General features: G+C 42.3%; 15 protein-coding genes. 4 read left to right on the forward strand and 11 right to left on the reverse strand.

The annotated features are described in order from the left end of the window. The 3 genes from ACYRY3_RS33490 to argZ all read left to right on the forward strand — a co-directional run. Window positions 1-691 (forward strand): RNA-guided endonuclease InsQ/TnpB family protein (locus tag ACYRY3_RS33490; RefSeq protein WP_460205983.1); only part of this gene is annotated, 691 nt, incomplete at its 5' end. Beyond that, entirely contained in the window at window positions 672-1,019 is a 348-nt protein-coding gene (locus tag ACYRY3_RS33495) for a zinc ribbon domain-containing protein (protein ID WP_460205984.1), read from the forward strand. The genes ACYRY3_RS33490 and ACYRY3_RS33495, both read left to right, overlap by 20 nt. A gap of 398 nt (window positions 1,020-1,417) precedes the next feature. Further along, complete coding sequence (argZ, locus tag ACYRY3_RS33500; protein ID WP_460205985.1) at window positions 1,418-3,529, forward strand: bifunctional arginine dihydrolase/ornithine cyclodeaminase; 2,112 nt, start codon at window positions 1,418-1,420, stop codon at window positions 3,527-3,529. Window positions 3,530-3,614: 85 nt separating this feature from the next. On the opposite strand, the gene ACYRY3_RS33505 is transcribed toward argZ, so the two are convergent. Further along, window positions 3,615-3,797: a hypothetical protein gene (locus ACYRY3_RS33505; protein WP_460205986.1), complete on the reverse strand. Its 183-nt coding sequence runs from the start codon at window positions 3,795-3,797 to the stop codon at window positions 3,615-3,617. 128 nt (window positions 3,798-3,925) lie between these two features. Here ACYRY3_RS33505 and ACYRY3_RS33510 point away from each other — a divergent pair, with 128 nt between their 5' ends. Further along, entirely contained in the window at window positions 3,926-4,441 is a 516-nt protein-coding gene (locus ACYRY3_RS33510) for a DUF2085 domain-containing protein (RefSeq protein ID WP_460205987.1), read from the forward strand. Here the strand turns inward: ACYRY3_RS33510 and ACYRY3_RS33515 are convergent. The 10 genes from ACYRY3_RS33515 to ACYRY3_RS33560 form a co-directional block, all read right to left on the reverse strand. Continuing rightward, window positions 4,422-5,813 (reverse strand): endo-1,4-beta-xylanase, encoded by a 1,392-nt coding sequence (locus ACYRY3_RS33515; RefSeq protein WP_460205988.1) that lies wholly within the window; start codon window positions 5,811-5,813, stop codon window positions 4,422-4,424. The genes ACYRY3_RS33510 and ACYRY3_RS33515 overlap by 20 nt on opposite strands. A gap of 226 nt (window positions 5,814-6,039) precedes the next feature. Continuing rightward, on the reverse strand, window positions 6,040-7,128 hold the full coding sequence (locus tag ACYRY3_RS33520) for a glycosyltransferase family 4 protein (RefSeq protein WP_460205989.1): 1,089 nt from the start codon (window positions 7,126-7,128) through the stop codon (window positions 6,040-6,042). A gap of 774 nt (window positions 7,129-7,902) precedes the next feature. After that, complete coding sequence (locus ACYRY3_RS33525; protein ID WP_460205990.1) at window positions 7,903-9,246, reverse strand: oligosaccharide flippase family protein; 1,344 nt, start codon at window positions 9,244-9,246, stop codon at window positions 7,903-7,905. A gap of 44 nt (window positions 9,247-9,290) precedes the next feature. Beyond that, window positions 9,291-10,313 carry an acyltransferase family protein gene (locus ACYRY3_RS33530; protein ID WP_460205991.1) on the reverse strand — a complete coding sequence of 341 codons (1,023 nt, stop codon included), beginning with the start codon at window positions 10,311-10,313 and terminating at the stop codon, window positions 9,291-9,293. An 85-nt stretch (window positions 10,314-10,398) separates the two neighbouring features. Continuing rightward, window positions 10,399-11,688: a glycosyltransferase gene (locus ACYRY3_RS33535; RefSeq protein WP_460205992.1), complete on the reverse strand. Its 1,290-nt coding sequence runs from the start codon at window positions 11,686-11,688 to the stop codon at window positions 10,399-10,401. A gap of 3 nt (window positions 11,689-11,691) precedes the next feature. Further along, on the reverse strand, window positions 11,692-12,729 hold the full coding sequence (locus ACYRY3_RS33540; RefSeq protein ID WP_460205993.1) for an NAD-dependent epimerase/dehydratase family protein: 1,038 nt from the start codon (window positions 12,727-12,729) through the stop codon (window positions 11,692-11,694). After that, the gene (locus tag ACYRY3_RS33545) at window positions 12,726-13,781 is read right to left on the reverse strand and encodes a Gfo/Idh/MocA family protein (protein ID WP_460205994.1); all 1,056 of its coding nucleotides are present in this window, start codon (window positions 13,779-13,781) and stop codon (window positions 12,726-12,728) included. Before ACYRY3_RS33545 ends, ACYRY3_RS33540 begins: the two co-directional genes overlap by 4 nt. A 55-nt stretch (window positions 13,782-13,836) precedes the next feature. Next, window positions 13,837-14,841, reverse strand: a complete 1,005-nt coding sequence (locus ACYRY3_RS33550) for a glycosyltransferase family 2 protein (protein ID WP_460205995.1) — start codon at window positions 14,839-14,841, stop codon at window positions 13,837-13,839. Window positions 14,842-14,879: 38 nt separating this feature from the next. After that, window positions 14,880-16,094: an O-antigen ligase family protein gene (locus ACYRY3_RS33555; protein WP_460205996.1), complete on the reverse strand. Its 1,215-nt coding sequence runs from the start codon at window positions 16,092-16,094 to the stop codon at window positions 14,880-14,882. 101 nt (window positions 16,095-16,195) lie between these two features. Beyond that, window positions 16,196-17,419 carry a glycosyltransferase gene (locus ACYRY3_RS33560; protein ID WP_460205997.1) on the reverse strand — a complete coding sequence of 408 codons (1,224 nt, stop codon included), beginning with the start codon at window positions 17,417-17,419 and terminating at the stop codon, window positions 16,196-16,198. Between the last annotated feature and the right edge of the window lie 88 nt (window positions 17,420-17,507).

The following is a 17,507-nucleotide window of genomic DNA, read 5'->3' on the forward strand; positions in this document are numbered from 1 at the left end:
AGAGGATTGTTATTCTGCTGTTTTACAGTGTGTAGCAATAAATCTAAACAAGGCTTACGCTAATTTTTTTGAAGGTAGGGCTAGGTTCCCGAGATTCAAATCAAAGCACCATAAGCAGTCAATCCAGTATCCCCAAAACGTTAAAGTTGTTGGTGATTGTTTGGAAATCCCTAAGATTGGAGTTGTTAAAACAGTCTTTCACAGACCCATTGAAGGAAAAGTCAAGACAGTCACCATAAGCAAAACTCCTACAGACAAATACTTCGCTTCTATCCTTTGTGAGGTAGAAGGTGAATCAAGCCAACCGAATGGTGATAGAACACTCGGTATTGATTTGGGATTGAAAGACTTTGCTATTGTTCATGATGGTAAACAAGTTACCAAACATTCAAACCCAAAACATCTAAAACGTCATGAAAGGAATCTAGCCAGGAAACAAAAAAAGTTTGCTCGTAAGGTTAAAGGTAGTAACTCAAGAAACAAATATAGAAAACTCGTAGCTAAAGTGTACGAAAGAGTATCGAATTCCCGTCAGGACTTCCTACACAAACTAAGTAGGTTCCTGGTAGATGAAAGCCAAATCATCGTTGTAGAGAATCTCAATGTAAAGGGAATGGTACGGAACCGCAAGAACCGCAAAATCAATATCCGATGTCGGTTGGGGAATGTTTGTGAACTTTCTAGACTATAAGTTAAAAGCCAAGGATGGACAACTCATAGAGATAGGAAGGTTTTTCCCCAGTTCAAAAACCTGTTCGCGCTGCGGTCATGTCGTAGATGAGTTAACGCTCGATATGCGGGAATGGGATTGCCCGTCGTGCGATACTCATCACGACCGCGATGGCAACGCAGCGTTGAACATCAGAAATGAAGGTATCCGGATATTAAAAAATGGCGGAGGGAGCCCCGTTATTGCTGATAGAGGCTGTCTAAGACCACCTACTCGTAAGGGCAAGGGGCAACGGTCAATGAAGTCAGAAGCCAACACTGTACTCGGTACTCCGAGTCAGTGTGGGTAGTTCACAGGTAATCTTCTGGGGAGAAGGGAGTCAATTAGGCGCTCAACATAAACTACAAGTTGTAATATAAAAAAATAATAAATTTTGTATCAATTCTTAACAATTCTATATATAAAATGGCAACTCCTGAGAAACGCGGATATACGCAGACGGAACAGACAAAAATCCACATTTATAGGTATTTATCTGCAGTTTACATCCATCCATCGCTGTAACTTATCAGCATTAATATCATTCCTGAGTTCGATCCCTTGAGTACTACAAGATAGAATATAGCTTAGCCTTGGTGCCGTTGTTTACTTAATTAGTAGCAAATTTTACAGAATTGGCTAAACAGAATTCTGTAATGAATAAAGGCTGAGAAGGCAGATAGCATCTAACCCCCAATTGTGAGTTTTATGAATTCCCGGATTCGCTTTTTGATGTGCTCCCCTGACTACTACGATGTAGACTATGTCATTAACCCTTGGATGGAAGGGAACATTCACAAGTCATCGAGAGACCGCGCCGTAGAACAGTGGGAAAAACTGCATCACACGCTTAAAGAACATGCGGTTGTAGATTTAGTACCCCCTCAGAAAGGCTGGCCTGATATGGTATTTACAGCAAACGCCGGTCTGGTGCTGGGAAATACTGTAGTTCTAAGTCGTTTTTTACACAAAGAGCGTCAGGGAGAAGAACCTTATTTCAAGCAGTGGTTTGAGGAAAATGGGTATACTGTCCACGAACTACCTAAAGATTTGCCTTTTGAAGGTGCAGGGGACGCACTGCTGGATCGGGAAGGGCGCTGGCTTTGGGCTGGGTATGGTTTCCGTACAGAATTGGATTCTCATCCCTATCTAGCAAAATGGCTGGATATTGAGGTGCTGTCGTTGCGTCTGATAGATGAGCGCTTTTACCACCTAGATACTTGCTTCTGCCCCTTGAGTAACGGCTATTTGCTGTACTATCCACCCGCTTTTGATTCCTACTCCAATCGCTTAATAGAAATGCGGGTTCACAAAGATAAGCGCATAGCTATAGCAGAAGCGGATGCGGTCAACTTTGCCTGCAATGCGGTGAATGTGGACCACATTGTTATCATGAATAAAGCTTCGGAAGCTTTGAAAGCACGTCTTGCACAAGTTGGTTTCCAAGTGGTGGAAACTCCACTCTCGGAATTTATGAAAGCTGGTGGCGCAGCTAAATGTTTGACTCTGCGCTCCACCGAACCCATACAGGAAGAAGTCCATGCCAATGTGTCGGTTGAAAGTCGCATCATCCGTATAGAAGGGCATTTACTTGACTCTGGTTTGATTAACCGCGCTTTGGATTTGATTGTCGATCCCGGCGGTAGTTTCCAAGTGCTAAATTTTTCATTGGGAGAACAGCGGCAAAGTACTTCAGCAGCAGAGGTGAAAGTCTCAGCGCCCTCCCATGAAGTTATGGAAACTATCGTTTCTCTTTTAATCGATTTGGGTGCGGTTGATTTACCCCAAGATGAGCGCGACGCCAAGCTGGAACCTGTTATTCTGCCTGGAGTTGCACCAGACGATTTTTATGTCACCACAATTTATCCCACTGAGGTGCGGATTAATGGTAATTGGGTGAAAGTTCACCATCAGCGGATGGATGGGGCGATCGCTATTTCCCAAACTCCCAATGGGCTGTTCGCGCAGTGTAAAATTTTACGCGATTTAGAAGTGGGCGAGCAGGTGGTTGTGGATGTCCAAGGTATCCGTACCATTCGCAAAACTGAATCGCGAGAACAGCGAAATGCCCAAGAATTCAGCTTTATGTCTGCAGGTGTTTCCAGCGAACGACGCGTGGAACTCGTTGTGGAGCAAGTGGCTTGGGAATTGCGTAAAATCCGCGATGCTGGTGGTAAAGTAGTGGTGACAGCAGGACCAGTGGTCATTCACACTGGTGGTGGCGAACATTTGGCGCGATTGATTCGAGAAGGATACGTTCAAGCACTATTGGGTGGGAATGCGATCGCCGTCCATGATATCGAGCAAGCAATCATGGGTACTTCCCTTGGCGTGGATATGAAGCGAGGTGTTGCAGTACGTGGCGGTCACCGCCATCACCTCAAGGTTATTAACACGATTCGTCGTTATGGTAGCATCGCCAAGGCTGTTGAGGCGGGAGTTATTACCACTGGCGTCATGTATGAATGCGCCCGCAATGGCGTACCTTTCTGTTTGGCTGGTTCTATTCGGGATGATGGTCCTTTACCCGATACCGAAATGGATTTGATTAAGGCGCAAACTGAATACGCTAGGCTGCTCAAAGGTGCGGAGATGATTTTGATGTTGTCTAGTATGCTTCACTCAATTGGCGTGGGGAATATGACTCCTGCTGGAGTGAAGATGGTGTGTGTGGATATCAATCCAGCAGTGGTCACAAAATTGAGCGATCGCGGTTCGATAGAATCTGTCGGCGTTGTCACCGATGTAGGATTGTTCCTCAGTCTGTTGATTCAGCAATTGGATAAGTTGACCAGCCCTTACACTGCTAAGGTGAGTTAATTGACGCTTTCTGCTTTACTTGCTGTAAGTAGGGTGGGTACTACCCACCTTACAAAAGAGACGGCTGAAAGCTGCTTTGAGATATTTACGCCTCAGTCCAACTATCTATAAGTGCGGGCAGAGCTTCTCTCAAGCGTTTTTGCCAGTCAGGAATAGCTTTTAATCGCGCTTTGAGGTCGGAATCTAGTTTAAAGCATATGGGGTTGGGATCTAGCGACTTCTCCCCTTGTGGCTGCCAGCGATATGGGTGATTTTTAGAAAAGGGCATACATAAAAATTCAATAGTGGTATACTACTTTAGTAAACCACAAAAATATTAGATGGTGAGAGTTTGTCAAAATACGATGAGTCAATCAATAAACTACAAAAGTAAGCAGATAAAGAAGAGAGGAAAAAATGCAAGGCGTAGCTTTCACCAGAGGGTTAGAAATTCGTTGGGTCAGCTTCATTGCTGATTTCTTACTAGCGGGGATGGTAGTTGGACCAATTGCTGCTCCCTTTCTGGCTGCGTCTGAGTTACCCCTGTTACCCATAATTGGAGACATCATTTATTTTATGGGCGAGCACGTGTGCCCGCAGCCAGATATGGGAGTAGCTTTGGCACCGCCTTACATTATGGCAATATGTATGCGTTGTTACGGAACTGTGACCGGGTTGCTGATAACGCGTCTGCTATTTGCAGTTACAAATGGTCAAGGTTTTTACTGGTTGAGCCAGTATGGTTGGAATGGTGCCGCCCTTGCCAGTATCTTAATGATGGCTTATCCATTAGAGTTGGCAGCACAGGTTCTGGGTTGGTGGAGTTTTAATAATTACGTTGTCACACCTTTTGGGTTGACGACGGGTTTGGCATGGGGATTGTTTGCTATGCCAATTTTGCACGGACGAACAATTAGGAAGCTATGCCGCTAATTATTAACTTCCTACCATCACGTGAAATTGTCGTGGACACTGTTTGACTGGTAAAGTTGTTGCTTGCAGTCACTTCATAATCTCCAAGGAAGCCCCTGATTTTGTATTCTCCATTGGCATCAGTTTTTCCTTGTGCGTTAGTCCACCACTGATTAAAAACTAAGTCTAGGTAAACCTGACCACTTAGCTTTAAGCTCCAGTCCGCATTATAAATTGGTGCATCGTAGAGCCAGTGTTTGCCATCCCAAAAACCCCACATCATAAAACCAGTGGTTGCTGGATGGCTGAAAACAGCTGTCATAAAATCCCGCGTTACGTCAGCCTGTAACTGCTCATCGGGTGTCAGGATGTCGAACTCAGTAATCTTGATAGGAAGGTTAAACTTAGCAAAGCGATCGAGAGTGCTGAGAAAGTCCGGTATTGAAATAACAGTACCATTGAACAGAAGATGACCTTGTATACCAATACCCTCAACGGGAGCACCATTAGCAAGTAGGTACTGAATTATACTTTCATATTCATCAGCCTTGATGCTGCTCTCATATAAGTTCTGGTTGACGTATAGAACAGCATCTGGATCTGCTTCATGGGCGACCTTAAACCAATCTACAAGAATCGATTGACCCAGAATTGTTTGAAAATCGAAGTTCTCACACGGCTCATTGACAACATCCCACTCTGTAATCTGACCCTTTAAGTAGCTAACTTCATCACGGATATGGTTGATGGTACGAGTGCGTAAAAGCTCATCAGCGGCTGCCTTTCCTTTCTGGGCGAGAGTATTGTTGTAGAGTGTCTCCAACTCAGGGGGCGAGTTCCGCCAACTTGGCCAAATCAGATTGTTACCTCTTGTTGTCAAATTTTTGTCTCTAAGCCATTTGACAGCTTCAATAGCTTGCGGACGTAATTCCGGGTTGTCCCAGAGTGCCCACTTAAGACCATTTTCGCTCGCCGCTTCATTAAATAGCTGTAAGATGTTGTCTCGATACTTACTGCTATCAGGGTTAACCGAACTCAACAGTAGACCATCGTCAATTGCAGTGCCAAATTTGTAGGCGTGGCGCTTCATGGCAACGCGTACATCTGCATTCGGAACCGGATTCCCGTTGACATCTGTCACGACGATCGTTAAATCACCTTTGCGGTATTTTTCAATATTCTGGGTAGCAACATCACGCCACCCGGTATTAGAGGGACTTTGCGCTACGAGCTCCGAGCCTTGTGTCTGTTGCTCTGGAAGAACTACTTCTTGCGCTTGTGTCAGTGCAACATGAATACCGAACATCATCAGAAAGCTGACCAAACCCGCTATCAGTGTAATACCTGTTTGCCTCCTCCATAACCATGTTTTTTGCTTTTTGGAATTACGCATGTTGACTATTTCCTGATTTTTTGCTTCTTTTACACGAATGCTTTTACTTAAAAACAGGGTGTTAGCTGAATCAGCATTGTTAGGACATGATACTAAAAGGTGCGCTCTTTCATCACACTTAGGGGAAAATCATTAAGACAGGTTTCGTAAGTTGAAGCTTTTGCTAGGAAATAGTCTGGGTAATTTCAATATTGACTTGATGGTGAGATAATTATAAGTTTTATCTTTACACCAGGCTTACCTCCTTGACTGCCCTGCCGTACCGAGAAGTCATCTCTGTGAATAAAGATCGAACATAGGTTTTCTGATTGTACTGCTTCTGTACTAGTTCGTATCCTCTCTGAGCTTGGATTTGAGCCTTATAAGGATTGTCTAAAAGGCTCTGTATTGCTTGTTTCATTCCATTAGCATCATAGGGATTAACACCAGTCACTATACCTATATCAATCAAATCACCAACAATTCCCGGCATCCGGGTAATGATAACAGGTCGCCGACAAGCCATTGCCTCAAACAAAGTAGTCAGTCCGGCTTCTTGGGTATTCTCAATTAGGGAAACAACACAGATGTCTGAATCGCGGTACAATTGCAGTAATTCACGCCAGTTGTAAAAACGGAATGACATGTTATCTGGTATGGGGTTGGGAAAAGATTTCTTTAATTTTTTTGCGTTAGGAGAAAAGGCACAGATTTTAACGTCAACATCTAAATCTTGAATTGCAGCAGCAAGAGTGCGATAGTCGCGTTTTTCTAAACCTCCGCTGCCAATAATCGGACGCTGCTTTTGGGTTGAGGCTATTCCTGGAGTAAAAAAGGATATGTCTGTTGGCTGCGAACTAAGTTGATAAACTTGATGCTTGGGTAACCTCAAGTACTCGCGCAGAAAGTTAATTTGTGAAGAAGCAGTAGATACAAATAAGTCTATTTTGTCTGCTAAGTTAAAGAACTTTAACGCTAACCGACCACGAGGTCTATTTATATTGTGGAAGTAGACAACGAATCTGGGTTTCTTTCCTTGAAGAGTGCTCAGTGTGGCTAGGGGAATACCTATATCTTCACCAGTGCAATAAACAACATCGTCCTCTTGAAACTGTGAAGACAATTTGCGTGCCAAAGCCCAGTGTTCGGGACGACTTATAATCTTTGCACGCACTTTATCTATAGGCAAAATTTCTTCTTCTCCTGTTTGATAAATCTCAGCCCCTAAAAGATGGCTTAATTCCCATATAGCGTGCATGGGACATATTCCTAGTTGAGCGTTTTGTGCTATGCTTTCTAAGTCAGATGATGGGCTGACAGCTATGTAGTATTTCAAGTTGTTCTCCTTAAGTTCTAATTTGGTACTAAGCTTTAGAAAAGATTTGGACTCCTAGTCTCACAAGAGCGGAATTGCGATCGCCATAGCAAGAGTAGTTTAGTAGATAGATTGCATAATATTGTGGTGGTCATTTAAATCACGTATACCACCACGAATAATGCTGGAACATTATATGTAACATTTCTACAGTTATGCATTTTCTGCAACTGAGAATTTCTATCAATCAAGGATACTAAAATGATATGTAAAAACTATTGCAATTAATCGTCAAGATTGTGTAATTTTATAAGGCTACATTTTATAGATACAGTAAATTCAACGTGTATAGAAAAGTCCTATATTTTAGCTTTCCTGTCAAGGACTTTTAACCGTTATTTTTTTGTTTAAACTTTCATTTTTTTAGGTTTTCCTATCTTGTACATTGATTATACTAAATGATTCTCGAATAATCCTGCAGTCATGGATAGTGGGCTTTAGCTAGACCTATGTTTGTTTCAAAAATTAAAGAGAATTTTACAACCATTTTTTCTTTTAAATTTTTTAAAAATTACTTTTTTTGGCATCTATCAAAAGTATGATTTCTCTTTTTTAAGAACCGATCGATTTCTTGCAAAGAACGCGCAAAAATTCCAAATCACTCTTGAAAAATTCTTTAAGTCATGTAGATAGGGCTATACCTTAGAGATCTAAGCTTTGTAAAGCATAGCCCTACCGACATATATTTTAAAAATCAAACAGGATTCCTATATATGTGAAAGAATGTGAAAGACTTTAATGCCACAGTGATTGAATCGGTAGCCCGAAACCTAAATAATTCCGAATGGTCAGAAGTAGGGCAAGAACCCCGATAAAAAAGACTGTGGTTTGAATATCTTGAACAAAACAAGAAAGTTTTTCCCGCCAAAGCCCATAAAGGTTAACTATATATAGAGGAAAATCACTTAGTGCAATAACAATAATTGCCCCAATGGTCCCGAATCGAGCGAAAAAAACGGGTAGGATGAACGTAATTGTTGCAAACCGAGCAAAGTTACTTTGGGCTGAGTACAAAGGTTTCCCAATTGCGAGTAGAGCGGGACTGATTGTATAAAATAGCAGGGAAAACCAGATACCACAGCATAGGATTGGCATCATCCAGGTCGCCTGACTGTACCTTTTGTCATACAATACTGCTATTACCAAATCACCAATAGTCACGAGGGCAGCTAATAAAACCCCAAACCCCAACAACATCAACCGTCGCTGACGGAGTATTTTTGTTCGTAAAGTTGCCCTTGGTGCGTCAGTTAGGTTAGCTATTGCCGGAAAAATCACTTTATAGCTAAGTTGTCTGATAACTTCTCGGGGTATGCTTGCTAGAGTGTAAGCTACTGTATAGACACCTAGCATTTCAAATGAAAGCAGCTTAGCTAAAACGAGACGGTCAGCTTGTTCAGCCGCAAACATCAGCCCTGATGAAATAAACATCCATTTTCCGAAAGACAAAATTTCTTTGACTGCTTCCGGTTCCCAGCCAAAGCGAGTGGGAGATCCTGGTACTAACCAGTAGCTGCTAATCGCTTTATACAATCCACCTACCGCCACTCCAAAACCTAAAGTCCAAATATTGGGGTACCACCAAACTAAGAGAATTAAGGTGGAAAAATAACAAAACTGCAATATCAGTTCGTAAACGTTGAGCTTACCTAACTCCATTCGACGGTGGAGAGTGTGCAGACCAATAGAACTTAATCCGTCAAAAACTGAGGAAAGCACAACGATAGGAATTAACCATAGAAGGCGTTGGTCATTGTAAAATTTTGAGATTGGAAAGGTAAGAACGAGGCAGACAAGCCAGATTACCAAACCTCGAATTGCTTGTAGTGTTTTTGCAGTGCTGAGGAAAGCGGGTTCATCACCTCGCTTGCTGTTGACTATGTTTTGAGCAATACCTATATCTGAAAACAATTCAAGACCCACTCTCAGAGTGTTGACCAAAGCCATCAGACCAAAAAACTCTGGTACGAGCAGGCGAGTTAGAATTAAATTATTACCAAACCGTAGGATTTGAATTCCTCCAAAACCAAGAATCGTCCAAATTGCACCACGGATGGCAAGTTTTTTTACAGATTTCATACTTTCATTTCAAGGTGATAAATTCTTGCGCTTAAGAGAGCAAGTTAAGTTTTTAAAGGACGAAGTTTAAACATATATTGAAATTCCAACCTTGAGCAAATCATGCTGAGGACAATCGGTCCGTAAATACCAACGGCTGACCCTAGTAGAAAATGCGTGACAGGTTCTGAAATGCCAAATAGTTTCTGAAGTAAAATGCGAACAGAGGATGCAGTAATGATATGGGCAACAAAAATTTCTAAAGAAAAGACCCCCCACTGTTTTGCAAAATGGAATCTATTGAACTTTTGCAGTAGAACGGACAAAGCCACTGAGGCGGCAATACCTATTATTGCGATGAAGAAAATTGCAATAGTATTTTCAGTTAATTGCAATAGCACTGCTAGCCCAATTGCTAAATATCCAACTACTGTTGTTAAAAGCAAAGGAAACAATTTCGTTTTGGTGATACCTGTAAGCCAGGAACTCATACCAAACATCAGCCCTAAAGCAAAGTAAATAGCATAACGCCGGACTAAATATAATACCCCCCAAAGTCCAATGCTGACATCGAAACAATAGGAAATGTACAATAATGCAGAAAGACTGAGAAAGATGGCAGGCGAGATTCTTAACTTATGGAGAATTCCATAGGCAAGCAAAATTACAAACAAAGTGTAGAGAAACCAAAATTGCTGGTAGGGTTGATAGGTAATTTTTAAAATATCTGCAGGTGAGACTGGTTGATTGGTGTAACGCGATATGAACAACTGTAGTAAGCTCTGGATCAGCGACCACACAAAATAAGGGTATGCGATGACATACACCTTATCAAGCACAAAATTTTTCAAAGGTTTGGAAAGCGATCGCTGTACAAACAAACCAGAGACGAAAAAGAACAAAGGCATATGAAAAGCATAAATCCAGCGATCGACAAAGACAATCGGCGCAGACTCTTCCAAAACGGAACTTTTCACCAAACCCTGTAGGACGTGACCCACCACAACTAAAAAGATACCGACCCCCTTGGTATAATCTACCCAGTCCAGTCTTTCCCGCTTTATTTTTGTAGATATTTCCTGAGCCATAAGCGTCTTTCCTCGTTACACCACTGATAAAAAACTTTAGGAATGTATAGAGAACAACATTTAGGGAGTCTATCTATTTTTCTAGTTATAGTTGGCTGATTGCAGTTTCTTTTTTGGTTGTGAAAACTGAAACTTCTTTTTGCGGTAAATTGGGACGGATCGATTCGACTCGTCCTTGTAATGCTGCAGTTATGACACAATGCAGCCGTCCAACCTCATGGATAATATTGAAGTCTTGTTCAACCTTTGCTCGACCTGCTGTACCAAATGCATCTCGAAGTTCGGGGTTTAGCAGTAATTTTGCGATACGATTTGCTAGGGAAATAGCATCTCCTGCTGGAACTAAGTATCCATTGACACCATCTTCAACCAACTCACTGACTCCAGCAATCTGTGTTGCTACAATCGGCACACCTGCTGCCATTGCTTCCATCAGTACAACGGGTATCCCCTCTGCAAAGCTAGACATTACAAACACATCTGTCTGTTGCAAATGCTGGCGTACTTCTGCTTGGGACTGATAGCCAACAAATTTGACATTGCTGTTTAATTTTAGTTCGGCAGTCATTGCTTCGAGTCGGGCTCGATCTGGACCATCCCCGACAACTGTCAGCACAATTTCTGGATGGGCATCTTTTAAAGCAGCAAGGCTTTCTAGCAGGATAGGCAACCCTTTTACTGCAGCCAATCGCCCCACAAAAAGTAACCGTTTTCCTAATTGGTTGTGAGTGACAACATCGAATAAAGCTGGATCGATACCGCAATGGATAATGTGCATTTGATTCCACTTGTCAATGGGTGCAAATACCATTCCTTGACTGCGGGCATAGTGGCTGATACAGCACACAAACAGCGAGCGTTTGATTTTTTCGTCGAGTCGCCAACGGTGAGGCTCAAAAAAGATGTAAGGACCGTGAAGGGTGAAGCTGTAAGTAAAACCACCTAAATCAGCCGCTAACATTGCTACGGTTCCGCTGGAACTGGCTAAGTGATTGTGTAGGTGTTCGATATGTTTGGTCTTGATTTGTTGAGCCAGAATACCCGCTTCTACAAAGTAGAATAATTGGTAGATAAAACCGCGCCATCCCGGCTGTTGTGTAGACCATGCTAGCTTCAATGCCCGCAAATACCGCATCGGGGAACCGAAAAATAAGCTTATATGCGCTAGTAGTAACCCAATGGGATTGGGGGGAAGAATATAGAAGGTGCGATCGCGTTCGCTTTTTTGTTCTGGTCCCACCATGTGTTCGTCCCCAGTGCGGCGAATGGAAAAGGTATGCACCTCTACTCCAAGTTCCCTTAAACCAGCGACTTCACGCTGGATAAAGGTATCTGTTGCTCTGGGGTACTCACCAGTTAAATAAGCAATTCGCATGACTCAGCCTCCTACACTTTGTAATGAAGGCGTGGGAGAAGGCACGTCTAACAATTCCAGATCGCTACAGCTGCGCTCAATAGCAGTGTCAAGCGAATACCTGGGTTCCCAGTTTAAAACTTTTTTTGCACGGGCATTAGGGTAGTTAAACGGCTTAAACCTAGCATCCAGTACTCTTGGAATAAATATACCGGGGTATCTTGCCTGTCCTTTGAGCACGACTTTATTGTATGTCCACAAGATCCAGGCTAAGAAGCGCATGAGGGACCAACTGATGGAAATTGTACGAGGCAAAGAATCTAAGTATCGAGCCAATTTCTCAGCATAAACATTTTGGGTGGGCAAATTGTCATCAATAATATTTAGGGTTTGCCCGATTGCCTCATTTCGCTCGACTGCAAGGACAATTGCGTCAGCACAATTTTCAACGTATGCCAAGGGACACTTGGCATTGCCGCCTACTTTCAACCACAGGTTACCGATTAACGGTGCTCCAATACAGGTATTCCACAGACTATCTCGTCCATAAATCATTCCAGGGCGAACATATGTCACCTGAGCCCTGTAATTCTCCTCGAACTCGCGGACAAGTTCTTCCTGTAGGAGCTTGACTTGTGCGTATTCATCCCGCTCAAGGGGATTGCTTTCCAGGGGTGTATCTTCAGAAATTGTTGTGCTAGATGAGTAGTCATACACCGAGAAGGTGCTGATGTCAACCAGTCGGAAAACTTGAGCTTCAATCATGGCGTCAAGCAAGTTTTCGGTGGCAATGACTGTACCGGCAAATCGTGCGTAAAAGTCACCATCTTTGACCACTGCCAAATGGACAACAGCATCTACACCTTTGAGTGCATCGACAATCCCATCCTTGCGCCGCAAATCAAGACGGGCAAGTTCTACATTTGGGTGGTTGTGCCATGCAAGGCGATTCACAGAACTGGCAGGTCGCACAACCGCACGCACTTGATGCCCGCGTCGCAGTGCTTCAGCGACAACATACTTGCCCAAATATCCTGATGCGCCTGTTATTAGTAGTTTCATACTCGGTTGGTCTCCGCAAGCAACAATTGAACTAATCGATTTGTACGTTCCATATCTTCAAACCCAATCGGTGGGGTTTTGCCATCAATCAGAGCTTCATAGGTTTTATCCAGAAGTCGATGCAAACCTTCATAGGGGGTTTTTTGCATAATCTTGCGTCGGAAGTTAGTCAACGATGCTCCCATCAACTCCCATCCGTTTACAAAATGGTTAATCAATGGCGAGAGGAGTTTACTACCCCGAGGTGCAACACAACGCAGGTAGGGCTGAAACAAATCCGTTTCTGCATAACCTTTTGAACCCCGCACGGTAACAAAGAAACACGTGGGTAGTGCGTGACAAGTGAAGCGAATTCGAGCGTGTTTTGAACCTGCGATCGCGATTGCATCTAAGTCGTCGTATTTAAACAAGTTCCCACCACCGTGATTGCTCCATGCAGCACTCACGCGATTGAAATCATCTGGAATGAAGCGTACAATCAAGGAACATATATGTGTAATAAAATCATGAACCACCCCTGCAGGGAGTTTGTGAATCGGATTGGGCAGATTCTCGTCTGCAAATGGTCCGCCGCTACGAATATCAACTGCTATCCGGACTTCTACTTCCTGCACCTCACCGATAATACCATCGTTTACTAATTGTTTGATTGCCAGGATTTGTTCGTTGAAGCAGTAATTCTGGTTTTCAATCAGCCAACGGTTCTGAGATTGGGAAAATTCCCAAAGTTCTTTGAACTCATCGTAGGTGGGTGTAATGGGTTTCTCACAGAAAACGTGTACATTAGCTGCCAAACAGTCCTGAGCAATTCGCTTGTGGGTATTGGGCGGGGTTAAAATGTGAACAACATCAGGCTTCACCTCATCCAACATTTGGCGATAGTCTGTGTAAATTGAGTCAGCACCAAACCGTCGCGCCGCATACCTAGCAGCTGCCTTGGAAAGGTCGCACACACTTGCTAAATGTGCGATCTCGCATTCAGCTAGAAATTTTAGATGCTCTTTGGATATGGCTCCCGTGCCAATTACAGCTGATTTCAGTGTTGTTGTCATTATTTTGTCATGTATCATTAATTGTTAATTGCTAATTGTCATTAACCATTGACTCTTAGCCTGCTGAAGTCACACTTTTGTATTCCAGAATTGTGCGCTGCTGGTTGAATAACCGAGAAATGTGAAACTTAATTTGACCCTGTAGTTGTGGAAATTTGTCTAACACACAAAACAGAGCGTAAATCATTGCATCTGATGATTGAAAACCTCTTTTGCGTGTAAAGCGATAAACGCGGAAAGCTAAAAAGGTATACGCAATTAACAGTAACACTATGCTCAAACCCTGAGTTGGCACAATAGCAGCGATCGCTAACAATGGCAAAAGCAAACTCCAGAACCAAATTCTACGACTTTCTCGCACCCAATGACGCTCTGGGCTGCGTCCGTGCAGCCAAGAACCCTCTGCATAAGCGTGACCGTTACGAATCGATCGCTTCCACCACTGCCCTAAGCGCAAAATTTGGGCATCGTGCAATGTCATTTCTGCATCAATACGCAAAATTCTACCACCTATTTGACGCAGTCGCACACAAAGTTCTGGTTCTTCGCCTGCAATCAGTGTTGGATTGTAGCCTCCAACCTGTTTGAATGCACTCACCCGCATCATCGCATCACCACCACAGGCTTTCGCTTCGCCTACGGGGGTATTCCACTCAATATCACACAGAAGATTGTAAACTGAGTTACGGGGAAACTCTTCGCGACGCCGACCGCACACCACAACTACATCAGGCTGGGCAACTAATTCACTTTCAGCTCGTTCCAACCATCCCTCTACAACCCGACAGTCCCCATCCACAAACTGAACAAATTCAACTTCTGGTTTGACTTGTAACAAGTACTCAAACCCTGCATTTCTAGCACGGGCAGCAGTGAAGGGAACAGATAAATCGAGTTCCACTACATGAACACCAAGGGATTGAGCTAGCGCTACACTACCATCTGTTGAGCCTGAATCAACGTAGACAACAGTTCTCCCTTCCCCTATCACTGATTTGAAACAATGGTAGAGACGTTTTCCTTCGTTGCGTCCAATAACAACAATTCCAATAGGTCGCAAGGTAATACCTCCTAAGATTGTAATCCGTTTTTATCAACTTAAGTTATGTTTTTTCTAACTAGTTTTTTTTGACTTACAGTTAAAGCTACTGTTATATAAAGAACCCAGTATAAATTAGCTAAACGCATTAAAAAACTTTCCGTCATGTTATTCATTGCCAGGAATGTAAGAAAAGCTAGCGGCCAAAGTTCTTCTAAATCTTTGGTTGCATAAGCTCGCTTTAATGCCCGCGCAAAGGATAGAACAAAACTTATTAAAAACACTAACAAACCAATAAATCCGACATCAAGTGCTATATCAATAAAGCCATTGTGAGCGTGGGGAGGAATCCAACCTGATATCGATTTACCTGCTTCAACTGCAAACTTACTTTTGGGTGCCCAATACGCATCACGACCATAACCCAATAATGGTCTTTCCATTAATCTGGCTATCACAGCACTCCATAAAGGCGTGCGACCAGTAAGAGTAGGATCTTTTCCTAAACCAGAAATCAATTCTACCCAATTACTAAAAATCACCAGAGCTACACATCCGAGAATCAGAATTCCAATGTCTATAAAAATTACGCTAATTTTTCCCTGCCAACGGAATTTTTTGTAAAATACCATAATTAGTATAAGCAGGAAAGAGAGCACAAGAGAAGTTTTCGATGTTGAAAGCAGCATCAACAACAGGGCGAAACTAAAACCAGTCCACCTATAGAGTTTTGAAGTCCCTTTTGGCAGGGAAAATAAGGCTAAAGAGCATAAAACCATCATGCTTCCAAGGTTATTTTTATATCCATATACTCCTCTCCATGCCCCTGGATGGTCTGCTCCATGTTTGCCAATAGAAGGCAACCCAATGGCAAAAACTAAACTCAGAAAAGCCCCTATTAATAAAGTAAGGGCAATAAGTTGTACCTGTTCTTTTAAGTTAAATCTTGTAGCGAAATATAAGCCAAAGGAGGTCATCATCAAGACCTCTTTCATATTAAACAATGTAAAATCTGGAAATTCAGACCAGAAAAATGATATTAGAGATAAAACCGTTAATATACAAAGTAAGAGGTCTCGACTAGCTGTGATTAATGTTTTTTTCCAATGAAAAATGACGAGGAAGCTAGAGCCAAACCAAACTAAATATCTCACCGATGTGACAACAGCACTTGGAAGAATATCGCCTATTGCGCCTATACCTAATGCTCCCGAGAAAAAAAATAATCCTAATATGACAAATCCCTGCTCAGCTAGTCTTAAAAACTTTTTCACAATCTTAAAAGAGGTTTAATAGAAGTACTTAAAGGAACTCTAGCTGTAAATCAAAAGTCATCGTTTAATGACTTTTGATTTTTTTACTCTGACCTACTTAACTACACTATGGATAACGTATCTTGCTGCCATCCATGAAACTTGTAGCAGGTTTGTTCTATATGTTTGATACGTCTTTCATATGTTTTCTCAAATGTATGTTTTTTGGCAAATTCTAAAGCCTTGAATGACTTATCTCTCACAGATTGTCTGTTCTTTTGCAATTCAGCAACCTTACAGGCTAGTGCTTTCGGTCGATCCATCTCAATCAGCCATCCTGCTTCAGAATATTTTACAATTCCCATAAATGCCTCATTAGCATATCCAATAATTGGTACACCACATGACATTGTTTCAAGATAAGTGCATGAAGGGTCGCTTTGTCTGTGACAGCAAACAAATAAATCCACATTTTGTTTGACAAAAGGAAGTAACTGTGATTTGAAACCCAGCATGCCCATCATCTTGACACAATCACTTAGACCTGTAGCGGCAATTTTGACCTGCATTGGCTCTTTAAGATTGCCATCACCACAGATAAACATTTGAAAAGGAACCTTTAATTGCTTGAGTTCTTGAGCAATATCTATAAGGTGATCGGCACCTTTCATTTCGATCAGGCGACCTGAAAAACAAAGTCGAAGAGGTTTGTGCTGACTGCACAGGTAGTTGGTTCTTTCTTCAACTTCTTCTCGGGTTGCTAACAAATTGTTAGGAACTCGGTTATCGAAATAAAGAAATGCGTTAGGGTTAATCTTGGAATATTCCTCGTAAGTGGGAGTTCCATTACATTGAATTCCATCCGCTAACTTGATAGCTTTTACCTGTTTTCTTTCCTGATTATCCTCCCAAAAAGTTTTTCGGAAACGGAGAAGTGGATTTCTCACGGTTAAATGTATGATTTGTTTCCTGGCTTTTAAGCTGTATTCTGAGATGTAAATACAAGGAACACTAGAGGATTTGCAGTATTGGCTGATTCGGTTGTGTTTGTGTCCAACAGCAGTGTAGACAATGGATGTGTTTTGAAGCAGAACAGCGGGACTGAGATGTTTGTAAGAGACTATTTCTAACTCGAAAGGTAGTTCCTTTGGCTTGAGAGTCACTGTCTCTATCAGTTCAGTTTTTTTCGGGTCTTGCTCTACAAGAAGTCTCATTTTACCGGGCCAGAGGCTCGAAAATTTAAGCATTTCATCCAAAAATTTTCTGACCATCATCACTTGTGTATCTTGCAAACTCTTGACTTGATAGTTGGGTAGTACAGTCAGACCTAAATTTTTGGGATTCATAATGACTCCTAATTATTCCCCAGAAGAAATTATAGGCAGACAAGCAAGCTTAAAACACAAAAGAAACCCCCAGTAAAGTTCTACCTTA

This window comes from Scytonema sp. NUACC21 (assembly GCF_054684315.1).

Coding starts and splice junctions, on each gene's coding strand:
- ACYRY3_RS33545 (WP_460205994.1), bottom strand. CDS start 13,781: ATGACAACAACACTGAAATCAGCTGTAATTGGCACGGGAGCCATATCC.
- ACYRY3_RS33530 (WP_460205991.1), bottom strand. CDS start 10,313: ATGGCTCAGGAAATATCTACAAAAATAAAGCGGGAAAGACTGGACTGG.
- ACYRY3_RS33505 (WP_460205986.1), bottom strand. CDS start 3,797: ATGCCCTTTTCTAAAAATCACCCATATCGCTGGCAGCCACAAGGGGAG.
- ACYRY3_RS33540 (WP_460205993.1), bottom strand. CDS start 12,729: ATGAAACTACTAATAACAGGCGCATCAGGATATTTGGGCAAGTATGTT.
- argZ (WP_460205985.1), top strand. CDS start 1,418: ATGAATTCCCGGATTCGCTTTTTGATGTGCTCCCCTGACTACTACGAT.
- ACYRY3_RS33510 (WP_460205987.1), top strand. CDS start 3,926: ATGCAAGGCGTAGCTTTCACCAGAGGGTTAGAAATTCGTTGGGTCAGC.
- ACYRY3_RS33525 (WP_460205990.1), bottom strand. CDS start 9,246: ATGAAATCTGTAAAAAAACTTGCCATCCGTGGTGCAATTTGGACGATT.
- ACYRY3_RS33515 (WP_460205988.1), bottom strand. CDS start 5,813: ATGCGTAATTCCAAAAAGCAAAAAACATGGTTATGGAGGAGGCAAACA.
- ACYRY3_RS33560 (WP_460205997.1), bottom strand. CDS start 17,419: ATGAATCCCAAAAATTTAGGTCTGACTGTACTACCCAACTATCAAGTC.
- ACYRY3_RS33535 (WP_460205992.1), bottom strand. CDS start 11,688: ATGCGAATTGCTTATTTAACTGGTGAGTACCCCAGAGCAACAGATACC.